Source organism: Coralliovum pocilloporae (assembly GCF_030845175.1).
Taxonomy (GTDB): domain Bacteria; phylum Pseudomonadota; class Alphaproteobacteria; order Rhizobiales; family Cohaesibacteraceae; genus Coralliovum; species Coralliovum pocilloporae.
This window is the reverse complement of the sequence record NZ_CP132542.1, coordinates 1,508,631-1,531,173: the sequence shown is the minus strand read 5'-3', so window position 1 is coordinate 1,531,173 and position 22,543 is coordinate 1,508,631. Positions and strand designations below refer to the sequence as shown.

The window sequence follows — 22,543 nt, the reverse complement described above, 5'->3', positions numbered from 1 at the left end:
CGGTCGTATTGCCGGGCCTTTTTTCAGCCGCGTTTCTTCAGCGGGGTATCTGCCGGAATGTGGTCAGACGATCGATAGAGTGCTGCCAGATAATCGGGCGAGAACCGCAGATAATACAGCATATGCAGCCAGATCCACTGGAAGACAATCCGCCACTTTTTCCTCTGCTGAAAGCGTCTCGATGACGTAATCAATGCTGGTCTGCTGATATTGGCCGTCGGCCCGGTTTTTTCCAGGCGGCAGACAAAATCATAATCCTCCATCAGCGCCATGTCCCGAATACCCCCAAGGGCTCTGTAGACAGACCGCCTGACAAAAATACCTGAATCTCCATAATAAAACCCCCGAGGCCTGAGGTCGGCATAAAATCCGGTCAGCCATTCCGCAAAGTCCGAGCCGCCGTCAAACAGAAGCCGGAAATTGCCTCCCGGAACATCGGGGTCAGCCAGAGCATCAAGGATAGCCTTGTCACATCCAGGCTGGATTTCCGTATCCGCATGCAGGAACCACAGAACATCACCGCTGGCTATGTCAGCACCGGCCCGCAACTGCTGCCCTCTCCCGCATGGCGAGACCAGCACCCTTGCGTCATGGTCCCGGGCACAATCCTGTGTTCTGTCTGAACTCCCGCCATCCACCACGATGATCTCACCCAGGTGATCAAGCGCCTTCAAAGACGCCAAAAGGCGCGGAAGCGCCTTCTCTTCATTCAGAACCGGAATGACAACCGATATGCTCATCGGGTTGCCTGCCCCTCAGCGCCCAACCGGATAGACCGGAATGACCCTCTGCTGCGGCTGCCGGTATCATCTGTATCGGCAGACAAAGCGATGTGGTGCAAACCACTGTCAGGAAGAGGAATACCAAAGCTTGCGAGAAAATCCTGATCGATCGACCGCTTTTCACGCTGCCACTGTCCCGGTTCCGCGTCAGGCCCTTTCAGCACGATCACCACACCCTTGTCATAATGGGGGTTGGGAAGAATGGTTCCGGCGGCCTCTTTTGCACCCCAGACGTATGTAATCAGATGCCCGACGCGCGGATATCCGAACAGAGAGCCTATCGAGCCAAAAAGAGAGGCATTGTCCTGATCCCGGAACCAGAGATGCAAGGCGAGTGAGCGATCATCTCCACCTTTGCGGGTCTGTTCTGTGATTGGCCCCTGCTGATCAACGCGCCAGTCCCAGGCAATCGACCGGGCATCCTGCTGCTGCCCGTTGAGTGTTGCATAACGAAAGGAGACCGATCGATCTGACTGGATTTCAATCATCGCATCAGAGAACCGGGTTTCATTGGCTTTCTTGCCGGGAAGGGTCAGCTCTTCCCAGGTTTCAGGCGCATGGTCAAGCCGCCCAACGCCCGCAGCAATGCCCCGGTCGGCGAGGATAAGAATGAAAGACAGGGCAACCAACCCCAATGCCAATAGCCGAAACATCACACACCTGACTAATTGGTTAGACGTGAATTCCTGCATGAAGGAACTGCCCGGTTTTCAGGAACTCACTCTGACTGACTGTATGACATAGAGGTGGGCATCCATGCAGGCGTTCAAAACTCACAGACAGTGACAAGTCCGTGAAAGTCCGGCCTCTTTGTCCAAAATCATCCAGTCAAGGCCGGTTTTCTTCAACGGCGCAGACCTCTGCTCACTACCCTTATAGCCGGGAGGAATATGCGCATGACACAGATCTCGCAGGATCAGTTCAACCGTGTTGCGGCCTTTGTGCTGGACACACAGCCCGATCAGATCCCTGATCAGACACTGGAGAAAGCCCAGCATCTGCTTCTGGATACACTTGGCGTCGCAATTGCCGCCTCCCGGCTTGAGGCAGGGCAGATTGCCCGGGATTTTACCGCCGATCATCATGCACCGGGCGCAAATGGCCCCAGGGCTCATATTCTGTTTGACGGGCGGATCGCAAGCCCCACAGGAGCCGGATTTGCCCTTGCTGCCCAGACAGACAACCTTGATGCCCATGATGGCTATAATCTTACCAAGGGCCATATCGGGGTGGCGGTGGTGCCAGCACTTTGTGCTTTTGGCGAAGGGCTTTCTTCTCTTTCGGGTCGCGAAGCACTGGCATCCCTTGTCATCGCCTATGAAATTGCCGGACGGGCCGGGCGTGCGCTGCACGACACCGTCTCTGATTATCATACATCCGGTGCCTGGAACGCCATTGGCGTCGCAGCTCTTGGTGCAAGACTACGCTCTCTCTCAAGCGGACAATTGCGCGAAGCCATGGGGATTGCGGAATATCACGGCCCCAGAAGCCAGATGATGCGCGAAATTGACAATCCAACCATGCTCCATGATGGCTCATCCTGGGGCACATTGGCGGGCATGAGTGCTGTCTTCATGGCCGAGCGTGGCTTTACCGGTGCACCAGCCATTACGGTTGAGGCTGAAGATATCGCCACATACTGGAAGGATCTCGGCGCGCACTGGCTAACGGATGAGCAATATGTCAAACCCTATCCGATCTGCCGCTGGGCTCATGCTCCGATTGACGGAGCCGATATTCTGAGGCGACGCCACAATCTGGATCACCGGCAGATTGAGCGGGTCGAGGTCAGGACCTTTCATGAATCAGCGCGCCTGTTTGCCGGAATGCCACAGCAGCCCTCCATCGCCCAATACAGTCTTGCCTTTGCGGTGGCTTCCATGCTGGTCAACGGCATGGTGGGCGTAGACCAGATTACCGGAGACGGATTGAGAGACGAAGATGTTGCCCGGCTTGTGTCTGTCACGCATGTTTCGGAACACGATCTTTACAACAAGCGCTTCCCCGAAGGCCGCTGGGCTGATCTGAGCCTTGTTCTCTCAGACGGGCAAAGGCTTGAATCAGGCCCGTTAAACGCGCGAGGAGGACCAGGAGACCAGCTTCCAAACAGTGAAGTGATCGGGAAATATCACGCCTATGCCGATCCGGTGCTTGGCGAGGGTCGCGCTTCGGCACTGAAGGATGCAATCCTGGCTCTTGGTACAGATGGCGCTGATTTCGCAGATGTTTTGCGGATTGCGATTGATCCGGCCTGAACAAAGCCGACGGCAGAACGATTCATCACTGTGAAGGGATTTCAGTTGAGATCCCGGGGTTCTGCCGTGACAGTGATAAGATCAAGATCATGAGACGGGAGGAAACACTCATGACCCGCCGCCGGGCTCGCACACGCCAGAAGAATGCCATCCAGCAGATGCCTTACAGGCAGGTGCGAAACCCGTTTTCTCCTATGGAAGTGCTGACGCCGGAACAGATTGAGCGCATTCATGGGTCCTCCATGCGTGTTCTGGAAGAGACAGGCCTTCACGTCATGGATACGGAGGCACGGTCAATTTTCAAGGCGGGCGGGTTTTCGGTGGATGAGACCAATCAGCGGGTCCGGTTTGACCGGGATGGACTTATGGCACTTGTGGCAAAAGCACCCTCCAGCTTTTCCATCCGCGGTCGCGATCCCAATAAGCGCATCACAGTCGGCGAAGGCAATATGTGCTTTGCCGCAGTAGCCGGCCCGCCCTTCGTGTCAGACCTGGACCATGGCAGGCGGGCCGGCAGCTACGAAGACATGTGCAATGTGATGAAGATCGTTCACTCCCTGAACATCCTGCACAATATGGGCGGCTGCTCGGTTGAGCCGGTCGACCTGCCTGCCGAAAGCCGCTATCTGGACTTCTATCTGCAGTCCTGCCTGCTATCAGACAAGCCCTGGAAACCTGTCACCATCGGTCGACACAAGGCCCGGGATGCACTGGCCATGGCGAAGATCATGCTTCAGGCCAGTGATGAGGCGCTCGCTGCTGACCCGGTTTTCTATGTCAACACGAATACCAATACGCCTCTGGTTCTTGATCCCGAAATTGCCCAGGGCGTAATAGAATTTGCCCGTGCAGGGCAGGCTGTCTGCGTTACCCCCTTTGCGCTGGCAGGTGCCATGGCCCCCGCGACCGTTGCGGGCGCACTGACCCTGCAGAATGCCGAAACACTGGCAGCCTGTGCTCTGGTTCAGCTGGTTCGCCCCGGATGCCCGTATATCTATGGCTCCTTTGTCTGCAATGCAGATATGCGGAGTGGCTCGCCAGCCTTCGGCACACCTGAATACGCGCTCGGCGCCCAGGCCTCAGGCCAGATGGCGCGTCATTACGGACTGCCCTGGCGCTCGTCCAATGCCAATGCCTCCAACGCACCGGATGCCCAGGCAGCCTATGAAGCACAGATGGCACTGTGGGGGGCGATTACCGGCCATGTGAGTATTCTGCATCAGGGTGCCGGGTGGCTTGAGGGCGGCCTCGTCGCATCCTATGAAAAGCTGATCATCGATGCCGAGATGCTGCAGATGATGGCGGCCTGGATGGACGGCCTTACCATTAATGAGGACGAAATCGGCCTTGATGCCATAAGCGAGGTTGGTCCGGGCGGGCATTTCTTCGGCACAGCTCACACGCTTGAGCGCTACGAACATGCGTTTTACCAGCCTCTCCTGTCCGACTGGTCGAACTTTGAGAACTGGGCAGATGCCGGGTCCAAAGATGCAGCGACCAGAGCCAATGGCATCTGGAAAAGCCTGCTTCAGGACTATGAACCCCCGGAAATTGACATCGCCATCAAGGACGAGCTGGAAGATTATGTCGCGCGCCGGAAACGGGAGTTGCATCAATGAGAGTTTGATGCCGATTTCAGTGCACCTGCTCCAAAACCATCTCCCCGACTTCACTTTGCGGATCGGCAACCGAGTCCAACACCAGAAGCAATCGGGTCTCTCCGGTCTCCTCAATAGGCGGCGACCGATGCAGAACTCCGGCTGGCGGATGGCTTGGCCATAATGTGCCGCGCAGCAGAATAGGCGACCCGGTTTGAACAGTCATGATCTGTTCCGGATCATGACCGTCGTTGGAAATTCCATACTGTGTGCCGGTCCCCCGATAGGTACAGACAAGTCGTGCGGTGACGGAATCAATATGAAATTTACGGCAGGCATTGCTTGTGATGACATCCAGACGAAGCCTCAGGAACCGCGACCCCGTCAGGTCAGAGAATCTTTCAGCCAGCAGGGCGATATCCGCCTGAAGCCAATCGCGCCCAGGGCCTGCCGGTAGACCCGTCATATGGCAGAAATGATCGACCGCGCTTGTAACCGCCTCGGACTGCAGGATAACCCGTCCGCGCGGCAGACGTTCCGGGTCCAGGGCATCCAGCCAGTTCTGGACGTCCGGAGGAGTCTGCCGATGCCAGATCGCCGCAACACAATCTGGTTGAAGGAATGCGCTGAGCGCCTCCGGATCATTGGTCACTTCAATACCGATGGCCGTATCTCTCATGTCTTTTCCAGCGCATCTCATTCCGCAGCTTCCGCTCTTTGCCAATCCGGAAATGGATCGGGATAATCGGGCAGTCTGTCAGGCCCTGATGCATCAGCGGCAGGGACCAGGCATGCGTCCAGACGTTCTTTCAGAGCAGGCCAGTCAATCCCCGCGCCGATGAAAACGATCTCCTGACGCCGGTCGCCCCAGGGCTCTTGCCAGTGCGCTTTCATATAGGCACGTGCAGCATCATGGGTCGGACGCCGACTTTCCGGTACTGAAGCCCACCAGATACCCAGTGGCCCAATACTGGAAAGAGCGCCAGCCAGAGAATACTCAGCAACCCAGTCAGGCCGGGTCGATATCCAGAAATGCCCCTTGGCCCGTATAACCCCTGCTATCTCTCCATTGAGGAGCGCCTGGATACGTTCAGGAACAAACGGACGTCGTGCCCGATAGACATATGATGCCACGCCATATTCTTCAGTTTCCGGGACGTGATCTGCAAAACCATAGAGTTCCTTGGCCCACATGGGATGTTCATGAGCCTTCTCAAAGTCAAAGAGACCAGTGTTGAGGAGTTTCTCTGCAGCGACCACAGAATGGTTGGTTTCAATGATCTCAGCATCTGCGTTCAGGCTGCGGATGATTTTACGGGCGATATCCACCTTCTCAGGTCCCGCATCATCGACCTTGTTCAGAATGACAACATCAGAAAACTCTATCTGGTCGGTCAACAGATGCACCAGGGTGCGCTCATCTTCCTCGCCCAGGGTTTCTCCACGGTCCCGGAGAAAATCATGGGATGAAAAATCATGCAGCAGGTTTACCGCATCGACCACGGTGACCATCGTGTCAAGGCGCGCGACATCCGAAAGGCTGTTCCCGGTCTCGTCACGAAATTCAAACGTCGCGGCCACAGGCAGAGGCTCTGAAATCCCGGTAGATTCAATCAGCAGATAATCAAAATGCCCGTCAGCAGCGAGGCGGCGCACCTCCTCCAGAAGATCATCACGAAGGGTGCAGCATATGCACCCATTTGACATCTCAACCAGTGTCTCATCTGTCCGGCTGAGTTCGGTATCCGCGCGTACGAGATCCGCATCAATATTGACCTCGGACATGTCATTGACGATTACGGCAACCCGGCGACCCTCCCGATTGTTGAGCACACGGTTCAGCAATGTTGTTTTGCCTGCGCCTAAAAATCCGGAGAGAACGGTTACCGGCAGGCGGTTATCTGCTGTCATTGGCGTTATTTCCCTTCTTGCAGGCCCCGTGGACCCCGTGCCAGCCAGGGCCGCATTATGGAATCCGGTGTCTCGGGGTGTAGTTTCGCTAAACATAAATGATATGTTATAACATATCAATCAATAATGACACCAAATCGATGCTGATCAGAGGCCGGGAGAGCAACAGGCGTATCGGGAAAGCAACAGGACGGCAGCGTTTCGTAGGAAAAGAGGGAGGTCAAACAGGAAGAAGCCTTGGATCATAAGAGAAAACAGGCTGTCTGATCCCCTGATATATGATCAGCGCGGGCAACAAGGCTGTTCCCAGCCTGATCAAAAACGTCCGCCCAAAGGCCAAGAGAAAAAGCAGGTACCTTGTTTTACCTTAACCCAGGAGCCTAAAGTTAGAGCTATGGACCTGACCGGGACTATATGGGAGTGAGGAAAATGAGCCTGCGCCACTGCGTCTTGAGCACTGTCCTAGTTTGCATGGTGTCCACACCGGCATCGTCTCAGGTACTGGATGCAGCGCGAGGCCCGGAGGATGGCTGCCAGCGTCCCGCACCCCCACCCCAATCAGAAATCGTAACCTCAGACCAGAGGCCGATCATCCAAGCCCGGTATTTCGGCGCAACAAGAGCTTATACGCATGGCGTTTTGGGAGACACCATCGAAGCGGAAGGATTGCTTGTCCGGTATGACGATGGAACTCGCGTGGTCTGTGACAGCGTTCTGGCAGGCAAAAACCGGGTGTTTGAGGATACCGCGCCGCGCCTGGTGGATCTGAATGGCGATGGTCGAAACGAAGTGATCGCAGTTGCCTCTCATGCACAGAAAGGTGCGCGGTTAGAGGTCTATGGCTATCCTGCACCCGGGCAGGATTTTCAACTTCTCGCCGCAACCCCGTATATTGGCCGGAGCTATCGTTGGCTGGCCCCCATCGGAGCTGCTGATCTGAACGGGGACGGCAGGATGGAAATCGCTTACATCGACCGTCCACATCTCGCCAAGACCTTGCGTATCTGGCGCTATGACAATCACACGCTTACGGAAATTGCCGTACAACCAGGCTATTCAAACCACAAGATCGGCTGGCCGTTCATTGCCGGGGGCATTCGATCCTGTGATGATACTCCCGAAATGATATTAGCCACTGCAAACTGGTCCTCAATTGTGGCGGTAAGTCTGGTGGACAACAAAGTCCGCACAGAGGTTATCGGACGCTTTGACGGACCGGAAAGCCTTCAGGCATCTCTCTCCTGTCCCTAGGATCAACACTTATTGCTGACGCCCTGGCCACGATGCAGCATTGAACATTGTGTTTATTCAGAAAATCCACGCTGCATGAAAGGCTTTCATCAAACCATTGCGCAAAGAAACTCATGTATCTGAAATTACGTCCATCGCTACGCGGTGGAATTCGGATACAGCCCTTCTTTTTGGCGCACCTGACAGCTCAATGCTGATCTTTATTTCTGGAAGCTGCGGCAATAATTCTTCAACCAGTTCCAGGTCATCCGGCACCGCATCTACTGTGATAACGCTTATCGCTGCTCCTGATCGGGCGATGGAAATCAAGCCATTCAGACTGTTACTTGCAAAAGCGATCCGGTAGGGAATACCTGCTTGTCTCATGGCTTCTGCCGCAATGCGATGATCAAGCGTATTCTTTGCCGAAAGTGCAAGTGGCACCACAGAAGATTTCAGTATGTCCGGTGACGGTTCTTTGCAGACCCAGACCAGCCGTGACTTTCGTAATGGTTCAGGCTCGCGCGCTTGTATGGGATCCGAAACAATGGCGACGTCGATGGTGCGGCGATCCAACATTGCCCGAAGCTCATTTGTTGGTGCACTTTTGATCTCAAGCTCAATGTCACTATGCATCACCGTGAAACGCTCAAGGATTTGTGGCATAAAAATATCGAGGTAGTCCTCAGGGCAGCCAATGCAGATCGTTCCGCTGAGACCTGTCCCAGTAAGGTCTGACAGCGCACTATCATGCAGATTCAAGAGCATGTGGGTATGTGTCATCAGTTGTTCGCCCAAGCGTGTGAGCTCCACTCCATTACCGGAACGATGGAGGAGCCTCCCGCCAACCACATGCTCCAATCGCTTCATTTGAGTGCTGACAGCTGATTGTGTTCGACCCACCTGCAGTGCCGCGGTGCTAATCGAACGATGTCGAACCACAGCTGCAAAACTTCGGAGGAGCGAAATTTCTAATGACCTTTTCATATCAAAATATTTAATACCTAAATTCTATTAAATCAATTTTTTTAATTTTGCATGCGATGTTATTTATCACGATCAAACACCTTTGGATGGATGCAATGACGAGCGACAAAACTGGATTTTGGAACAAAGTTGATAAACATGTCATCCGGTACGGATCGGAATTCGAAGACACCATTATTGAGCGCGCAGAGGGCAGCTGTCTTATTGATAGCGAGGGCAGGCGCATCCTTGACTTTACTTCAGGGCAGATGAGTTCACTCTTGGGGCACTCGCATCCGAAGATCGTTGAAACCGTTCAAAAACAGATCGGTGAGTTAGATCATCTCTTCAGTGGAATGTTGTCACGGCCAGTGGTCGAATTGTCAGAACGCCTTGGCACTATGGTACCCGGTCTCGAAAAGGTCCTTTTACTTTCCACAGGAGGAGAGTCGAACGAAGCAGCCATAAAACTGGCAAAGCTCGTGACGGGAAAACACGAAATCGTAGCATTCTCCAAAAGCTGGCATGGAATGACCGGAGCTGCAGCGTCAGCGACCTACAGCAAGCGACCGCACGGGCTGGGCCCCGCGAATGTCGGATCAATTGCGATACCGGCTCCAAACTCTTACCGACCGCGGTTTAAACACCCGGACGGCACAATTGACTGGCAAACGGAGCTTGATGACGCATTTGCACTCGTTGACAGTCAATCCATTGGCAGCCTGGCCGCCTTCATTGCCGAGCCAATACTATCAGTTGGCGGTATGCTTGACCTCCCGCCAGGCTATCTCGCAGCGCTCAAGAGAAAATGCGAAGAGCGAGAAATGCTTCTGATACTCGATGAAGCGCAGACAGGGATAGGTCGAACCGGCACCATGTTCGCATTTGAGCGGGACGGGGTTGTTCCCGATATTCTGACACTGTCAAAAACACTGGGTGCCGGACTTCCTCTGGCCGCCGTGTTGACGCGTAGCGACATAGAAGAAAAAGCGCATGCACGCGGGTTTCTGTTTTTTACAACACATGTATCCGATCCGCTTCCGGCATCAGTGGGCTTGACGGTGTTGGATGTCGTCGAAAGAGAGGGATTGGTGAACCGCGCTCACGAGGCAGGTATCAAGCTCCAGAATGCATTGAAGGACTTGCAAGCCAGTTTTGATTGCATCGGTGACGTAAGGGGGCGAGGACTTATGGTCGGTGTTGAATTCGTGCAGGACAGAGAAATGAAGATTGCAGCCGAAGATCTGGGGCAGCGAATCTGCAGGGAAGCCGCACAGCGGGGCGTATGGATGAACATCGTCAATCTAAGAGGGTTGTCGAGTGTGTTTCGCCTGGCACCTCCCCTGACAATTAGAGATGATGAACTAGAACGCGGCATCGAAGTGTTAAGAGAGTCAATTCGAGCGTCAATTTGATCCCAGAACGCAAATAGCGAAGCAAGCTACTAATCTTTCCCTATTAGGGTTATGCTCTGGAATACATCAGAAAAGCCCCGGAATCGTCTCCGTTCCGGGGCTTTGAGCTGTTCATGATCCTGGCTGGATCTTAGTCCAAAACTTCCTTCGAGAGAACCGATGTATCCTCATTCAGGCGGTAGATCATCGGAACGCCAGTGCCCAGATTGACGCTGGTGATCTCGTCGCTTGAGAGACGGTCCAGAACCATCACCAGCGTACGCAGGGAATTCCCATGGGCTGCGACCAGGGTTTTCTTGCCGCTCATAACGCTTGGCAGGATATCGGTGATGAAATAGGGCAGAACACGCGCTGCCGTATCTTTCAGGCTTTCCCCGCCCGGAGGCGGCACATCATAGGAGCGGCGCCAGATGTGGACCTGCTCCTCGCCCCATTTCTCGCGGGCTGAGTCCTTGTTGAGGCCGGTCAGGTCGCCATAATCACGTTCATTCAGAGCCAGATGACGCACGGTTTCAAGATCACTCTGGCCAACCCCATCCAGGATAAACTGACAGGTCCGCTGCGCACGCACCAGTTCGCTTGTATAAGCAAGGTCGAACTTGAGGCCGAGATCATTCAGCCGGACACCGGCCCGCTTCGCCTCCTCTACGCCCTTGTCGGTCAGGTCCGGGTTTTCCCAGCCGGTGAAAAGGTTCTTGAGGTTCCAGTCACTTTGTCCGTGGCGGACAAGCACGAGAAGGCGTTCCATTACATTGCTCCAGTCAGTCAGGTTGATGATCGCAACAGGGATTGAAAATCCCACTCATTCCATGCTGCGATATGGACATGTGAATTTTCGGATATATGTTCAGACAGGTTTTCGGACACTCAGTCAGTTAATCCCAGAACATCTGCCATTGAATAAAGCCCTCGCTTGCGACCATGGGCCCAGAGGGCAGCCTTGATTGCACCACGGGCGAAAATGGCGCGGTCCTGCGCCTGGTGTGTCAGCTCGATGCGCTCACCTTCACCTGCGAAGATGACACTGTGCTCACCGATAACAGACCCGCCACGCAGGGTGGCAAAGCCGATATCGCCACGGCCGCGCGCGCCAGTAATTCCATCACGGACACGAACAGAGCGGGCCTTCAGATCAATGCCCCGGCCCTCTGCAGCAGCTTCACCCAGAAGCAAAGCGGTGCCGGATGGCGCATCTACCTTGTGCTTGTGATGCATTTCCAGCACTTCGATATCGAAATCCTCATCCAGCGCTGCAGCTGCCTTGCGTACAAGGCCTGCAAGCAGATTGACGCCAAGGCTCATATTGCCGGATTTAACAATCGTGGCATGCCGGGCAGCGGCTTCAATCGCTTCGTCATGCCGGGGTTCACAGCCGGTGGTACCAATCACATGGACGATACGGACCTGCGCGCAGAGCTCGGCAAAACTGCATGTGGCGTCAGGAGAGGTAAAATCAACCACGCCATCGGCTTCCAGAAAGGCAGACAACGGATCGTCTGTCACCGGCACACCGAGCGGCCCGAGACCTGCAAGCTCACCGGCATCACGCCCAAGCGCGTCTGAGCCTTCACGCTCAATGGCTCCGCTGAGAACAGCGCCGTCAATCTCATCAATTGCCCGGATAAGCGCCTGTCCCATCCGGCCTGCCGCACCGACCACTACCAGCCGCATGTCGCTCATTGTCAAATCTCCAGTCCTGATGTCTGAAGGATATAGCGCAAATCCTCAGAGAGTGGACCTGTTTTATGGGTCATTGAGGCGAAAGAATAAGACGGTGTCATCCCGTCTGTCTTCAGGCGTCCTCATAACCCTCAATAATGATGATATCGGCTGTGGAAACCGGTGTGCGAAACGCTTTGGCAGCCTGATAGACCGGCGAGTTATAACAGTCGAGCGCAGCCTGATAGCTGGGGAACTCGATGACCACATTGCGCGACCGGCTGGTGCCTTCGACAGTCTCAAAGGCACCACCACGAATGATGAACCGGGCACCGAACTCGGCAAAAGCCGCACCATTAGCATCGATATAGGCCTGATAGGCTTCCACGTCGTCCACATCGACACGGCCAATCCAGTATCCCTTGTTTGCCATGGTCCATCACCTCTAGGGTCTTTGATCAGAATTACGCCAGTGCCTGCTCGATCTCTTCGACAATCCGGTCTGCTGCCAGGCGTGGATTGTCAGCTGCCAGAACAGGACGGCCGACCACAAGATAGTCAGACCCTGCCCTTATCGCATCAGTTGGAGTCATGATCCGCTTCTGATCACCCACATCTGCCCCGCGCGGACGGATCCCCGGCGTGACCAGCACCATGTCATCACCGACCAGCTTGCGCATGGCTGACGCTTCCAGCGGCGAGCAGACAATTCCGCTCATACCTGCCTCACGTGCCTGAACAGCGCGTTTTGCCACAAGGTCAGCCACATCCGTGGCATATCCGGCTTCTGCAAGATCCGGCTGGTCCATACTGGTCAGAACCGTCACGCCGAGCAGACCGAGCCCATTGTTACCACGTGCTACCACAGCCGCACGCATGGCCTTTGGATAGGCGTGCAGGGTCATGAAGGTCATGCCCATGCGGCAGACATTTTCGACAGCCTTGGCGATGGTGTTGTCGATGTCGAGCAGTTTGACATCCAGAAAGACCTGTTTGCCGGATTTGGCCAGCTCCTCGGCAAAGGCCAGCCCGCCCGCAAACTGCAACTGCATGCCGATCTTGTAGAAGGTGACGCTGTCGCCCAGCGTGTCGATGACAGCACGGGCTTCATCCACTGTGGGCACGTCCAATGGCAGGATCAGGCGATCCCGAGCGGTCTTCGGTCGGTACATGGAACCCCCGGTTCTATTGAAATTATCGGTTAGGCGAGATTGCGCCGGAAATCTCTAGCAGACGATCAATCATGCCATCCAGCATTTTGTCTGTTCTCGGACTGGCCAGGTCACCGTCATCAGAAAAAGCATCTCCGGCACCTCCAACGCTGATCTGCTCTGAAATGACCAGGCCAAGCATGCCAACCAGGGACTGCCGCAGAACAGGCAAAGCCCGCATACCGCCCAAACCACCGGGGGAAGCCGCGCCCAGGGCAAAGATACGGTTCTTGTAAGCTGAACCCAGTGGGGTCTTCACCCGGCTGACCCAGTCAATGGCATTTTTCAGCAAAGGGGTAAGAGAGGCGTTGTATTCCGGGCTGGCAATAAAGACGGCATCATACGCACAGATCAGCTCAGCGAGCTTCCGGGCATTTTCGGGTATGCCATGCTCCCGCTCATAGTCCTCATCCATCAATGGCAGAGGGTAATCAGCCAGTGAGATGAGAGTGGCGTCTGCATCCCGGAGGGCGACGCGCCTGGCCACAAGAGCAGCCAGTTTTGTATTGAACGATCCGGCGCGGGATGAGCCGGACAGACACAGAACGGAGACAGGAGCCATGACAAACCCTATTCAAGACAGCGTAAACAGGGACAGTCTTCGCATAAGTTGAACCCTATTGGAATAGTCAGCCCATCTTAGGGTCAGAACGGTAAGTCCAGACGCGCGCCGGCGGAACATTCCGGATAATCCATTTGGAAGGCGACGCGGAATAGATACCTCGCCGTGCCTTTACAGGGGCTTGAGGCCCATAAGAGAACTGAATGAAGGGTGCACCGGGTCGCAGATGTTCGAGAGCGGACTCAACCAGAGCCGTTCTGTCCTTCAAGGGCCTGGTCAGCAATGGCAGGCTCGACACAATCGCCCGAAACTTCAGATCAGGCTGCTCTTTGAAGATCTCCTCAAGGGCATAGGCATCTCCCGTATATACGGTGAGGCCCGGAAAGGTTTTCCGCAGATGTTGGCTGAAATCGACGCTGTACTCGATAACACTCAGATCGCTGCGCGCAACACCACTTGCCAGCAGGGCACTGGTCACCGACCCGGTTCCAGGCCCCAGTTCCAGCACCGGGCCCGACTGATCAGACGGAACCTCTTCAGCCATTGCCCGGCTCAAGGCGACACCACTTGCGGCAATTGCCCCGGTGGTGAGAGGGTTGTCAGCCCATTGCTTTAAGAACCTGAGATCTGTCGAGAACTCAGACAGAATTCTTGTCTTGAACGACACCTGCTATCTCCCAACTTGCGTGTACTGAAGATAATAGGGATCAAACATGGCAAGGTTTGAGGTAAACACGGAAACGTGTTGTTATCGTTATTACGTCGGCTAAATATATTTATTATAGCTTGCAAATGATAATATCGAGGCTTTTGCCTTGAAAAATGCACTTTTTGCGCATATCTATAGATCCACAAACAAAATAAAGCCGAATCAAACAGGTGTTTTTGATTTTCTGGCTAATTAAAATTCATTTGATCGACGAGGTTTGGACTTGAACGGCTCCTTGGTCCTTATCAATCTTGCAGGTGCAATTGCCCTTTTGCTCTGGTCAACCCGGCTCGTCAGAACCGGCGTCGAGCGGCTCAGCGGCGCATCTCTCCGCCACAGGCTGCAAAGGGCAACGGGAAACCGGCTGACTGCTGTTCTCTCCGGCATGGTTGGCGCTCTTATGCTGCAGAGCTCTACCGCCGTTGCCATGCTGGTCACAGGTTTTGCCGCGCTTGGCAGCCTGACAAGCAATGCCGGCCTTGCCATGATGCTGGGTGCGGATATCGGTTCGGCACTGGTTGTCCAGATCCTGTCTTTTGATCTGTCCCTGTTTACGCCCATTCTGGTTTCTGTGGGCGTTCTGCTGTTTCTTCGACAAAAGAGCGGAACAACACACCAGGTCGGCCGGATGCTGATCGGGGCAGGGCTTATTCTCATGTCCCTCAATATGATCGGTGAAGCCTCGCAGCCCCTGCGGGACAGTACACTTCTGCCTGTCATTATCTCCTATATGTCTGAAGACCCGGCCTTGACCTTCCTCTGCGCCGCGCTTCTGACCTGGCTCATTCATTCAAGTGTGGCTGCGGTCCTGCTCTTTGCGTCCTTTGCAGCCAGCGGCCTGGTACCGGTCAATCTGGTTCTTGTACTGATCCTCGGTGCTAATGTCGGCAGCGCCCTGACAGCCATTGCACTGACCCGGTCTGAGTCTCCCGAGGCGCGACGTATTCCAGCGGGGAATCTTCTGGTCCGCCTGGTTCTTGCCGTCATTGTACTGGTTGCTCTCAGCTCGGGCCTTCCGATTACCGATTATCTCGGAACGGACACCGGCTGGCAGGCGGTCAATTTCCATCTGGCTTTCAATGTTCTGCTTGTGGTGCTGGCGTTGCCACTTCTCAATGGCATCAACCATCTGATGGCAGCACTGCTTCCCCGGCGTGATATGGCGACCGATGCAGACGGCGAAACAATCCATACACCCAGTCTGCTCGACCCGGCAGCGCTCGACACACCACGACTGGCCCTCTCCTGTGCAACCCGGGAGATGGTACGGATGAGCGAGATGGTCGACCAGATGTTCAGACAGACTGTTGCCCTGTTCGAGCGATCCGATCCCGACGCTGAAACGCGCCTCGAAGCGATGGATGACGATGTGGACAAGATGTATGTGGCCATCAAGACCTATCTTGGTCAGATCAACAATGACGATCTGCCGGAGAAGGACCAGATGCGACGGGACGAGCTGATCGGCTTCTCGATCAAGCTTGAGCAGTCAGCTGACATCATCGTCCGCAATCTGCTGCGCCATATCGAGAAGAAACGCAAACATCATCTGATGTTCTCTGATGACGACTGGAAGGAACTCCGCATCATTCAGGATCGCGTACTGGCCAATATGCAGCTCGCCATCACCGTATTCCTGACACCTGAGCGGGAAACAGCACGCCAATTGCTGACAGAGAAAGATGCCTTCCGTGATCTGGAACGGACCGCCTATCGTCAGCATCTGGAGCGTCTGCGGCAGGGTGCGATTGATGATATCGAGACCAGCGAAGTCTATCTGGATGCCATTCGCGATCTGAAGCAGATCAATTCACTGCTTTCCAGCGTGGCACAGCCTATTCTGGAGGAAAGCGGCGAGCTGCTCGGAACCCGCCTGCAGGCCATATAGAGCATATTGAGCTTATACAGAGCTGCTCAAAATGCTCACCTACTTGTCCGGAAGCATATTCTTATCCGAAAACCGCACACAGTTTTCGGAAAAGCTATTCCTTGCCGCCGAAGAAATCCTTCATCCGGGCAAAGAACCCTTCACTTTCCGGCGAATTGGTCTCGGAACTCTCTTTGGCAAATTCCTCAAGCAGTTCACGCTGGCGTTTTGTCAGGTTCTGCGGGGTTTCCACGGTCACCTGGATATACATGTCGCCCTGCTGGGAGGACCGAAGCACCGGCATACCCTTGCTGCGAAGACGGAACTGGCGCCCTGTCTGGGTGGCTTCACCAACCTTGACCCGCGTCTTGCCACCATCAACCGTCGGGACTTCGAAGGACCCGCCAAGTGCGGCTGTTGTCATCGAAATCGGAACACGGCAGAAGATATCCGCACCGTCGCGCTGGAAAAACTCATGAGGCCTGATGGACAGGAAGATATAGAGATCTCCGGACGGACCACCGCGAACACCGGCCTCGCCCTCTCCGGAGAGGCGGATACGGGTTCCATCTTCGATTCCCGCCGGGATGTTGACAGACAGGGTTCTGTCCTGGGTCTTGCGCCCGGAACCACTGCATCCACCGCACGGATCATCAATGATCTCTCCCCGCCCCTGACAGGCCGGACAGGTCCGCTCGATGGTGAAGAAACCCTGAGATGCCCGAACCTTGCCGTGTCCATGGCAGGTTCCGCAGGTTTTCGGTTTTGAACCTGACTTAGCGCCGGAGCCCGAACAGTCTTCGCAGGTGACAGATGTGGGCACACGGATCTCAGCAGCCTTGCCAGTGAAGGCTTCTTCCAGCGTCACTTCCATGTTGTAGCGCAGGTCAGCACCGCGCCCACTGGACTGTCGCTGCCGTCGCCCGCCGCCCATGAAATCACCGAAGATATCATCAAAGATATCCGACATGGACGAGCCGAAATCACCGTTGAAACCACCGGCACCACCGCCCATGCCGCCATCAAAGGCTGCATGACCATAGCGATCATAGGCTGCACGTTTCTCAGGGTCTTTCAGGGCTTCATAAGCCGCGTTCACTTCCTTGAATCGCGCTTCCGCCTCCGGATCGTTCGGATTGCGATCAGGATGATATTTCATCGCCATCTTGCGGAAGGCACTTTTCAGGTCCTTGTCGCTCGCATCGCGACCAACACCCAGAGTTTCGTAGAAATCGGCTTTCGACATGGTTTTCAACGCTTCATGTCAGCAAACCTCAGTCCGTATCGAACAAGCGGTCTGCGAAGGCGAGAAAGTCAAAAGGCCGGATCAGGTGCTGATCCGGCCTTGTAACGATGATCAGGCGGATTTCTTGTCGTCGTCCTGGACTTCTTCGAAGTCCGCATCAACAACATCATCATCCTGGGCAGAACTGGTCTCTTCCTCTGCACCGGCTTCCGCATCAGCCTGGCTGGCCTGATACATGGCCTCGCCCAGCTTCATGCTGGCTTCGGTCAGTGCCTGGGATTTTGCCTGGATATCTTCTGCGTCGTCACCTTCAAGGGCAGTCTTCAGGTCCGCGATGGCAGTTTCGATGGCTGACTTGTCAGCTTCTGAAACCTTGTCACCATATTCAGACAGGGACTTCTCGGCAGAATGAACCAGAGCTTCGCCATGGTTCTTTGCTTCAACAGCCTCTTTGCGCTTCTTGTCTGCTTCCGCATTGGCTTCAGCGTCCTTGACCATCTGGTCGATGTCAGCGTCGCTGAGACCACCGGATGCCTGGATCCGGATCTGCTGTTCCTTGCCGGTGCCCCTGTCCTTGGCGGACACGTTGACGATACCGTTGGCATCAATGTCAAAGGTCACTTCAATCTGCGGCACACCACGCGGTGCTGGCGGAATACCAACCAGATCGAACTGGCCGAGCATCTTGTTGTCAGCAGCCATCTCGCGCTCACCCTGGAAGACACGGATGGTCACGGCATTCTGATTGTCTTCTGCTGTTGAGAAGGTCTGGCTCTTCTTGGTCGGGATCGTCGTGTTGCGGTCGATCAGACGGGTGAAGACACCACCAAGAGTTTCGATGCCGAGAGACAGCGGGGTCACATCAAGCAGCAGAACGTCTTTCACATCGCCCTGCAGAACGCCAGCCTGAATGGCAGCACCCATGGCAACCACTTCATCCGGGTTCACACCCTTGTGCGGCTCTTTGCCGAAGAACTGCTTCACGGCTTCCTGAACCTTCGGCATGCGGGTCATGCCGCCGACCAGAACCACTTCGTCGATTTCACCGGCATTGAGACCAGCGTCCTTGAGAGCAGCTGCACATGGCTTGATCGTGCGCTGAACCAGATCATCCACCAGTGCCTCGAACTTGGCACGGGTCAGTTTCATGGTCAGGTGCTTGGGACCGGATGCATCAGCGGTGATGAATGGCAGGTTGATTTCGGTCTGGGTCGCAGAGGACAGCTCGATCTTTGCTTTTTCCGCTGCTTCCTTCAGACGCTGCAGGGCCAGCTTGTCGCCCTTCAGATCAATGCCGCTTTCCTTCTTGAACTCATCAGCAAGATAATCGACGAGACGCATGTCGAAATCTTCACCGCCGAGGAAGGTGTCACCATTGGTGGACTTCACCTCGAAAACGCCATCGCCGATCTCGAGGATGGACACATCGAAGGTACCGCCACCAAGGTCATAAACAGCGATGGTCTTGCCGTCATTCTTGTCGAGGCCATAGGCCAGAGCAGCGGCGGTCGGCTCGTTGATGATACGCAGAACCTCAAGGCCGGCAATCTTGCCCGCATCCTTGGTCGCCTGACGCTGAGCATCGTTGAAGTAAGCCGGAACCGTGATAACAGCCTGTGTGACGTTCTCGCCCAGATAGCTTTCTGCGGTTTCCTTCATCTTCTGCAGAATGATTGCAGAAATCTGAGACGGGGAATGCTTGTTGCCATCGGCTTCCACCCACGCATCGCCATTATCGGCACGGACGATCTTGTAGGGAACCAGGTCTTTGTCTTTGCCAACGGTCGGATCATCATACCGACGGCCAATCAGACGCTTGACGGCAAACAGTGTGTCTTCCGGATTGGTAACAGCCTGACGCTTTGCCGGCTGACCAACCAGTCGCTCATCATCGTCGGAGAAAGCAACCATGGACGGGGTTGTCCGCGCGCCTTCCGCATTCTCAATAACTTTCGGATCCTTGCCGTCCATAACGGACACACAGGAATTGGTTGTGCCGAGATCGATACCGATCACCTTAGCCATATGTCTATCTCCTTGCAGGCAGACCGCTGAGGACCCCATGAGGGCATCCTTGATAAGCCGGGTTCAACATCCCGACCGGTCCCCTTGGCTTCCTTGAAACCAGCGCACACGAGCAAACGGTGCGCAACTCTTCACGGCGTATATAAGAGGGGTCTCGCAAAGCCGCAAGAGAAGGTTTTCACGGATTCGTGATGGAAGCTCAAAAAGTGACCGACCGGAGCACTTTCCAGAGCTGATGCCAGCTTTTCCTTGCAAGACTGTTAAGGTCAGTACCCATCCGACACCATTGTTTCTACGCACCCGACAGTCTCACGACAGCGGGCCATAAAGGCACGTGTCTGAGCTGTGAGAAGCCGCTGGTCCGGATGAGCCAGCAAAATAGCCTGTCGGGGCATCGGATCGGTGATGGGGCGGATTGCCAGAGGGCTACCGTCATAGCTGATATCGGATACTGGACGGGTGAAAGACAGCGCCACGCCATGACCGGAGGCAACCAGTGCGCGCTGCAGCTCAAAAGAGGTTGGCCGGAATCGTATATCCGGCGACAGGCTCGCATGCTGAAAGAGGTGCAGAACATATTGCCAGCTCCCCGGCTGATCCACCAGGATCAATGGATGCTCGGCCAGCTGCGCAAGAGACACCGCCTCTTCCCTCGCCAGCTCATGATCGGCAGGTATCATTGCATGGCCATCGAGATGCATCAGAACTGATTTCTCAAAACCTGGCGGGACCAGCAGATCATAGGTCAGTGCCACATCTATCGCACCATCTTCCAGTGCAATGGCAAGTGCCTGGAAATCCAGCTCCAGAAAGCGCACCGTCACATCAGGATGGTCATCAGAAAAATCCTTGAGGAAACGCGGCAGATAATAGGGTGCCAGATCGCGGAAACATCCGATTGTCACCGTACCCCCAAGCCCGGATTCATGCTGACCAAAGCCATCGAGATCCCGGGCATCTGACAGGAGACGCCGGGCCCGCTTTGCCAGCTCTGCACCGAAGGCTGTCGGAGACACGCCATGGCCCGGTCGGCGCTGTAGGAGCTTCCGGCCATAATGGGCTTCCAGCAGCGCAATACTGGATGAAATTGACGGCTGCGAGATATTCAGCACCTGCGCCGCTGCCGTCAGACTGCCATTGTCGGCGGCAGAAACAAAAGCCTGAAGATGTCTGATCGTGATATTCATAGATTTTATCTATACTGATTATAAGAGAATATTTCTTCTTTCTATTATGGAATTCTGACACTCTGCAAGCGCATCAGCTCTGCCGGATGCTGTCTGCTATCAGTGAGGAGGAAGCGTTCCATGTCCTGTGATTATGTCACCAAGACCGATATTGATGCCTATGAGCGCGACGGTGTCGTTCGCATTCGCGGCCTGTTCAAGGACTGGGTCGATGTGATTGCAGCCGGGATTGAGCGGAATCTTGCGGAACCCGGTCCCTATGCTGCGGAGAACCTCACGGAGACTGATACCGGTCGTTTCTTTGATGATTACTGCAACTGGCAGCGTATTCCCGAATTCCGGAATGTGATTGAAAACTCACCGGCTGCAGAGGTTGCAGCGGCCATTACAGGGTCGAAGACAGCCCAGATCTTTCATGACCATGTGCTGGTCAAGGAACCGGGCACCTCAAAGGCAACGCCCTGGCATCAGGATCATCCCTATTATTTTGTCGACGGACAGCAGCTTGTCAGCTTCTGGATACCGGTTGATCCGGTCAAGGATGCAACGCTGCGCTTTATTGCCGAATCCCACAAATGGGAAAAGATGGTGCTGCCCACACGCTGGCTGAAAGAAGACAATTTCTATGACAGCGGTGACTATCGGCCTGTTCCCAATCCGGATTCACCGGACGAGGATCATCGTGTTCTCGAGTGGGAGATGGAGCCGGGTGATGCCGTGCTGTTCCACTATCGTACAGCACATGGTGCACGGGCCAATGAGGGCGGATCCCGACGCCGGGCCTTCTCCATGCGCTGGGTCGGCGATGATGCACGCTATATCACGCGCCCGGGCCGGACCTCGCCCCCCTTCCCTGATCATGGCATGAGCGATGGTGAACGCCTGCGCGAGGACTGGTTCCCTGTCCTGTGGCCAAAGAGCGCCTGATATCCTGACTATCAGGCTTCTTTTCTCTTTGCGATGACCAGACGGCCATCAATCAAAATGAGGCCACCGCCGATCAACAGCATCCCGATCATGTGTCGTGTTTCCAGCGTTTCTCCAAGGAACAGGACACCAAGCAGGATTGCACTGACCGGAATGAGAAAGGTCACCAGCATCAGGTTGGTTGCCCCTGCCGTTCTCAAAATGCGGAAATAAATCAGGTAAGCCAGAGCCGTACAGAGTGTTGCAACACCGATCAGGGTTGCCCAGACTGTACCGCTGGCTGTCAGAAGCAATCCGAACCCTCCCGATGCGATAGCAAGCGGAAGCAGAAGAACTGTTGATGCGGTGACCTGTCCGGTTGCCGTAATGATCGGATTCTGACCTTTGAACCTGCGTCCGTAGAGCCCGGCGAATGAATAGGATACTGCAGCCCCCAGAATAGCCAGCTGGGCAAAGACCTGATCACCCAACCCCAGAAGAAGGTCAGAGCCCAGCATGACGGCAACGCCTGCAAATCCGGTCACCACGCCCGCCAGCTTGGACATAGTCAATCGCTCATCCTCTGTCAGCAAATGAGCAATCAGAACCGTAAACAATGGCGTTGTGGCATTCAGGATTGATGCAAGTCCGCTGGCAATATGAACCTGCCCCCAGACAATCAGGCAGAACGGGACGGCATTGTTCAAAAAGCCCATCACCAGATAGGGCATCCAGCCTGACAGGGTATGCGGCAGAGACAGGCCGAGCAGTTTCAGCACCAGATAGAGCGTCAGTGCCGCACCACCGACCCGGGCGAAGACAATGCCGAAAGGTGTCACTTCTTCAAGAGCAATTTCCGTGAAGAAAAATGCCCCGCCCCAGATAATGGACAGAAGGACAATCAGACCCCATTCCACCGGGCCCATCTTCAGATCCTGCGCCATACCACCCCCAGATTACTCAGTCAGGCGGCACGATGACACAACACCAGGACAGGTTCCACCCGATTCCGGT

21 protein-coding genes and 1 pseudogene are annotated in these 22,543 nt (G+C 55.0%); 6 read left to right on the top strand and 16 right to left on the bottom strand.

Going from position 1 to position 22,543, the window contains the following annotated elements; translation table 11 throughout:
* Window positions 1-23: 23 nt before the first annotated feature.
* Complete coding sequence (locus RA157_RS07160) at window positions 24-740, bottom strand: TIGR04283 family arsenosugar biosynthesis glycosyltransferase (protein WP_350335783.1); 717 nt, start codon at window positions 738-740, stop codon at window positions 24-26.
* Window positions 737-1,435 (bottom strand): DUF3047 domain-containing protein, encoded by a 699-nt coding sequence (locus RA157_RS07155; RefSeq protein WP_350335782.1) that lies wholly within the window; start codon window positions 1,433-1,435, stop codon window positions 737-739. The genes RA157_RS07160 and RA157_RS07155 overlap by 4 nt, the downstream gene beginning before the upstream one ends.
* A 243-nt stretch (window positions 1,436-1,678) precedes the next feature.
* Here RA157_RS07155 and RA157_RS07150 point away from each other — a divergent pair, with 243 nt between their 5' ends.
* Complete coding sequence (locus RA157_RS07150; RefSeq protein WP_350335781.1) at window positions 1,679-3,037, top strand: MmgE/PrpD family protein; 1,359 nt, start codon at window positions 1,679-1,681, stop codon at window positions 3,035-3,037.
* Window positions 3,038-3,147: 110 nt separating this feature from the next.
* Window positions 3,148-4,656, top strand: coding sequence for a trimethylamine methyltransferase family protein (locus tag RA157_RS07145; RefSeq protein WP_350335780.1), 1,509 nt, complete (start codon window positions 3,148-3,150; stop codon window positions 4,654-4,656).
* Window positions 4,657-4,672: 16 nt separating this feature from the next.
* On the opposite strand, the gene RA157_RS07140 is transcribed toward RA157_RS07145, so the two are convergent.
* The gene (locus RA157_RS07140; RefSeq protein WP_350335779.1) at window positions 4,673-5,314 is read right to left on the bottom strand and encodes a DUF1826 domain-containing protein; all 642 of its coding nucleotides are present in this window, start codon (window positions 5,312-5,314) and stop codon (window positions 4,673-4,675) included.
* A gap of 17 nt (window positions 5,315-5,331) precedes the next feature.
* A complete protein-coding gene (locus RA157_RS07135) occupies window positions 5,332-6,546 on the bottom strand; it encodes a GTP-binding protein (protein WP_350335778.1) in 1,215 nt (404 codons plus the stop codon).
* 429 nt (window positions 6,547-6,975) lie between these two features.
* Here RA157_RS07135 and RA157_RS07130 point away from each other — a divergent pair, with 429 nt between their 5' ends.
* Window positions 6,976-7,797 (top strand): FG-GAP repeat domain-containing protein, encoded by an 822-nt coding sequence (locus tag RA157_RS07130; protein ID WP_350335777.1) that lies wholly within the window; start codon window positions 6,976-6,978, stop codon window positions 7,795-7,797.
* A gap of 111 nt (window positions 7,798-7,908) precedes the next feature.
* Here RA157_RS07130 and RA157_RS07125 read toward each other — a convergent pair whose 3' ends face one another.
* Window positions 7,909-8,574 carry a LysR substrate-binding domain-containing protein gene (locus RA157_RS07125; RefSeq protein WP_350336165.1) on the bottom strand — a complete coding sequence of 222 codons (666 nt, stop codon included), beginning with the start codon at window positions 8,572-8,574 and terminating at the stop codon, window positions 7,909-7,911.
* Between the two features lie 3 nt (window positions 8,575-8,577).
* Window positions 8,578-8,763 (bottom strand): annotated as a pseudogene (locus RA157_RS07120) (LysR family transcriptional regulator); the annotation flags it as partial.
* Window positions 8,764-8,849: 86 nt separating this feature from the next.
* On the opposite strand from RA157_RS07120, the gene RA157_RS07115 reads away from it, so the two are divergent.
* Entirely contained in the window at window positions 8,850-10,157 is a 1,308-nt protein-coding gene (locus RA157_RS07115) for an aspartate aminotransferase family protein (protein WP_434058476.1), read from the top strand.
* Between the two features lie 130 nt (window positions 10,158-10,287).
* Here the strand turns inward: RA157_RS07115 and RA157_RS07110 are convergent, their stop codons facing one another.
* From RA157_RS07110 to RA157_RS07085, 6 genes are all read right to left on the bottom strand, one after another.
* On the bottom strand, window positions 10,288-10,905 hold the full coding sequence (locus tag RA157_RS07110; RefSeq protein ID WP_350335775.1) for a 2,3-bisphosphoglycerate-dependent phosphoglycerate mutase: 618 nt from the start codon (window positions 10,903-10,905) through the stop codon (window positions 10,288-10,290).
* Between the two features lie 119 nt (window positions 10,906-11,024).
* The gene (gene dapB / locus RA157_RS07105; protein WP_350335774.1) at window positions 11,025-11,837 is read right to left on the bottom strand and encodes a 4-hydroxy-tetrahydrodipicolinate reductase; all 813 of its coding nucleotides are present in this window, start codon (window positions 11,835-11,837) and stop codon (window positions 11,025-11,027) included.
* A 112-nt stretch (window positions 11,838-11,949) separates the two neighbouring features.
* Window positions 11,950-12,249: a DUF1330 domain-containing protein gene (locus RA157_RS07100; protein ID WP_350335773.1), complete on the bottom strand. Its 300-nt coding sequence runs from the start codon at window positions 12,247-12,249 to the stop codon at window positions 11,950-11,952.
* Between the two features lie 31 nt (window positions 12,250-12,280).
* On the bottom strand, window positions 12,281-12,988 hold the full coding sequence (pyrF, locus tag RA157_RS07095) for an orotidine-5'-phosphate decarboxylase (RefSeq protein ID WP_350335772.1): 708 nt from the start codon (window positions 12,986-12,988) through the stop codon (window positions 12,281-12,283).
* 22 nt (window positions 12,989-13,010) lie between these two features.
* On the bottom strand, window positions 13,011-13,589 hold the full coding sequence (locus RA157_RS07090) for an NADPH-dependent FMN reductase (RefSeq protein ID WP_350335771.1): 579 nt from the start codon (window positions 13,587-13,589) through the stop codon (window positions 13,011-13,013).
* A 67-nt stretch (window positions 13,590-13,656) separates the two neighbouring features.
* Window positions 13,657-14,256, bottom strand: coding sequence for a class I SAM-dependent methyltransferase (locus tag RA157_RS07085; RefSeq protein ID WP_350335770.1), 600 nt, complete (start codon window positions 14,254-14,256; stop codon window positions 13,657-13,659).
* Between the two features lie 265 nt (window positions 14,257-14,521).
* Here RA157_RS07085 and RA157_RS07080 point away from each other — a divergent pair, with 265 nt between their 5' ends.
* A complete protein-coding gene (locus RA157_RS07080; protein ID WP_350335769.1) occupies window positions 14,522-16,186 on the top strand; it encodes a Na/Pi cotransporter family protein in 1,665 nt (554 codons plus the stop codon).
* 94 nt (window positions 16,187-16,280) lie between these two features.
* Here the strand turns inward: RA157_RS07080 and dnaJ are convergent, their stop codons facing one another.
* The 3 genes from dnaJ to RA157_RS07065 all read right to left on the bottom strand — a co-directional run bounded on the left by dnaJ (window position 16,281) and on the right by RA157_RS07065 (window position 20,623).
* Window positions 16,281-17,411: a molecular chaperone DnaJ gene (gene dnaJ / locus RA157_RS07075; protein WP_350335768.1), complete on the bottom strand. Its 1,131-nt coding sequence runs from the start codon at window positions 17,409-17,411 to the stop codon at window positions 16,281-16,283.
* 111 nt (window positions 17,412-17,522) lie between these two features.
* Window positions 17,523-19,436 carry a molecular chaperone DnaK gene (dnaK, locus tag RA157_RS07070; protein ID WP_350335767.1) on the bottom strand — a complete coding sequence of 638 codons (1,914 nt, stop codon included), beginning with the start codon at window positions 19,434-19,436 and terminating at the stop codon, window positions 17,523-17,525.
* Between the two features lie 266 nt (window positions 19,437-19,702).
* The gene (locus RA157_RS07065) at window positions 19,703-20,623 is read right to left on the bottom strand and encodes a LysR family transcriptional regulator (protein WP_350335766.1); all 921 of its coding nucleotides are present in this window, start codon (window positions 20,621-20,623) and stop codon (window positions 19,703-19,705) included.
* Between the two features lie 120 nt (window positions 20,624-20,743).
* On the opposite strand from RA157_RS07065, the gene RA157_RS07060 reads away from it, so the two are divergent.
* Complete coding sequence (locus RA157_RS07060) at window positions 20,744-21,550, top strand: phytanoyl-CoA dioxygenase family protein (RefSeq protein WP_350335765.1); 807 nt, start codon at window positions 20,744-20,746, stop codon at window positions 21,548-21,550.
* 11 nt (window positions 21,551-21,561) lie between these two features.
* Here the strand turns inward: RA157_RS07060 and RA157_RS07055 are convergent, their stop codons facing one another.
* Window positions 21,562-22,473 (bottom strand): DMT family transporter, encoded by a 912-nt coding sequence (locus RA157_RS07055; RefSeq protein ID WP_350335764.1) that lies wholly within the window; start codon window positions 22,471-22,473, stop codon window positions 21,562-21,564.
* Window positions 22,474-22,543: the final 70 nt, after the last annotated feature.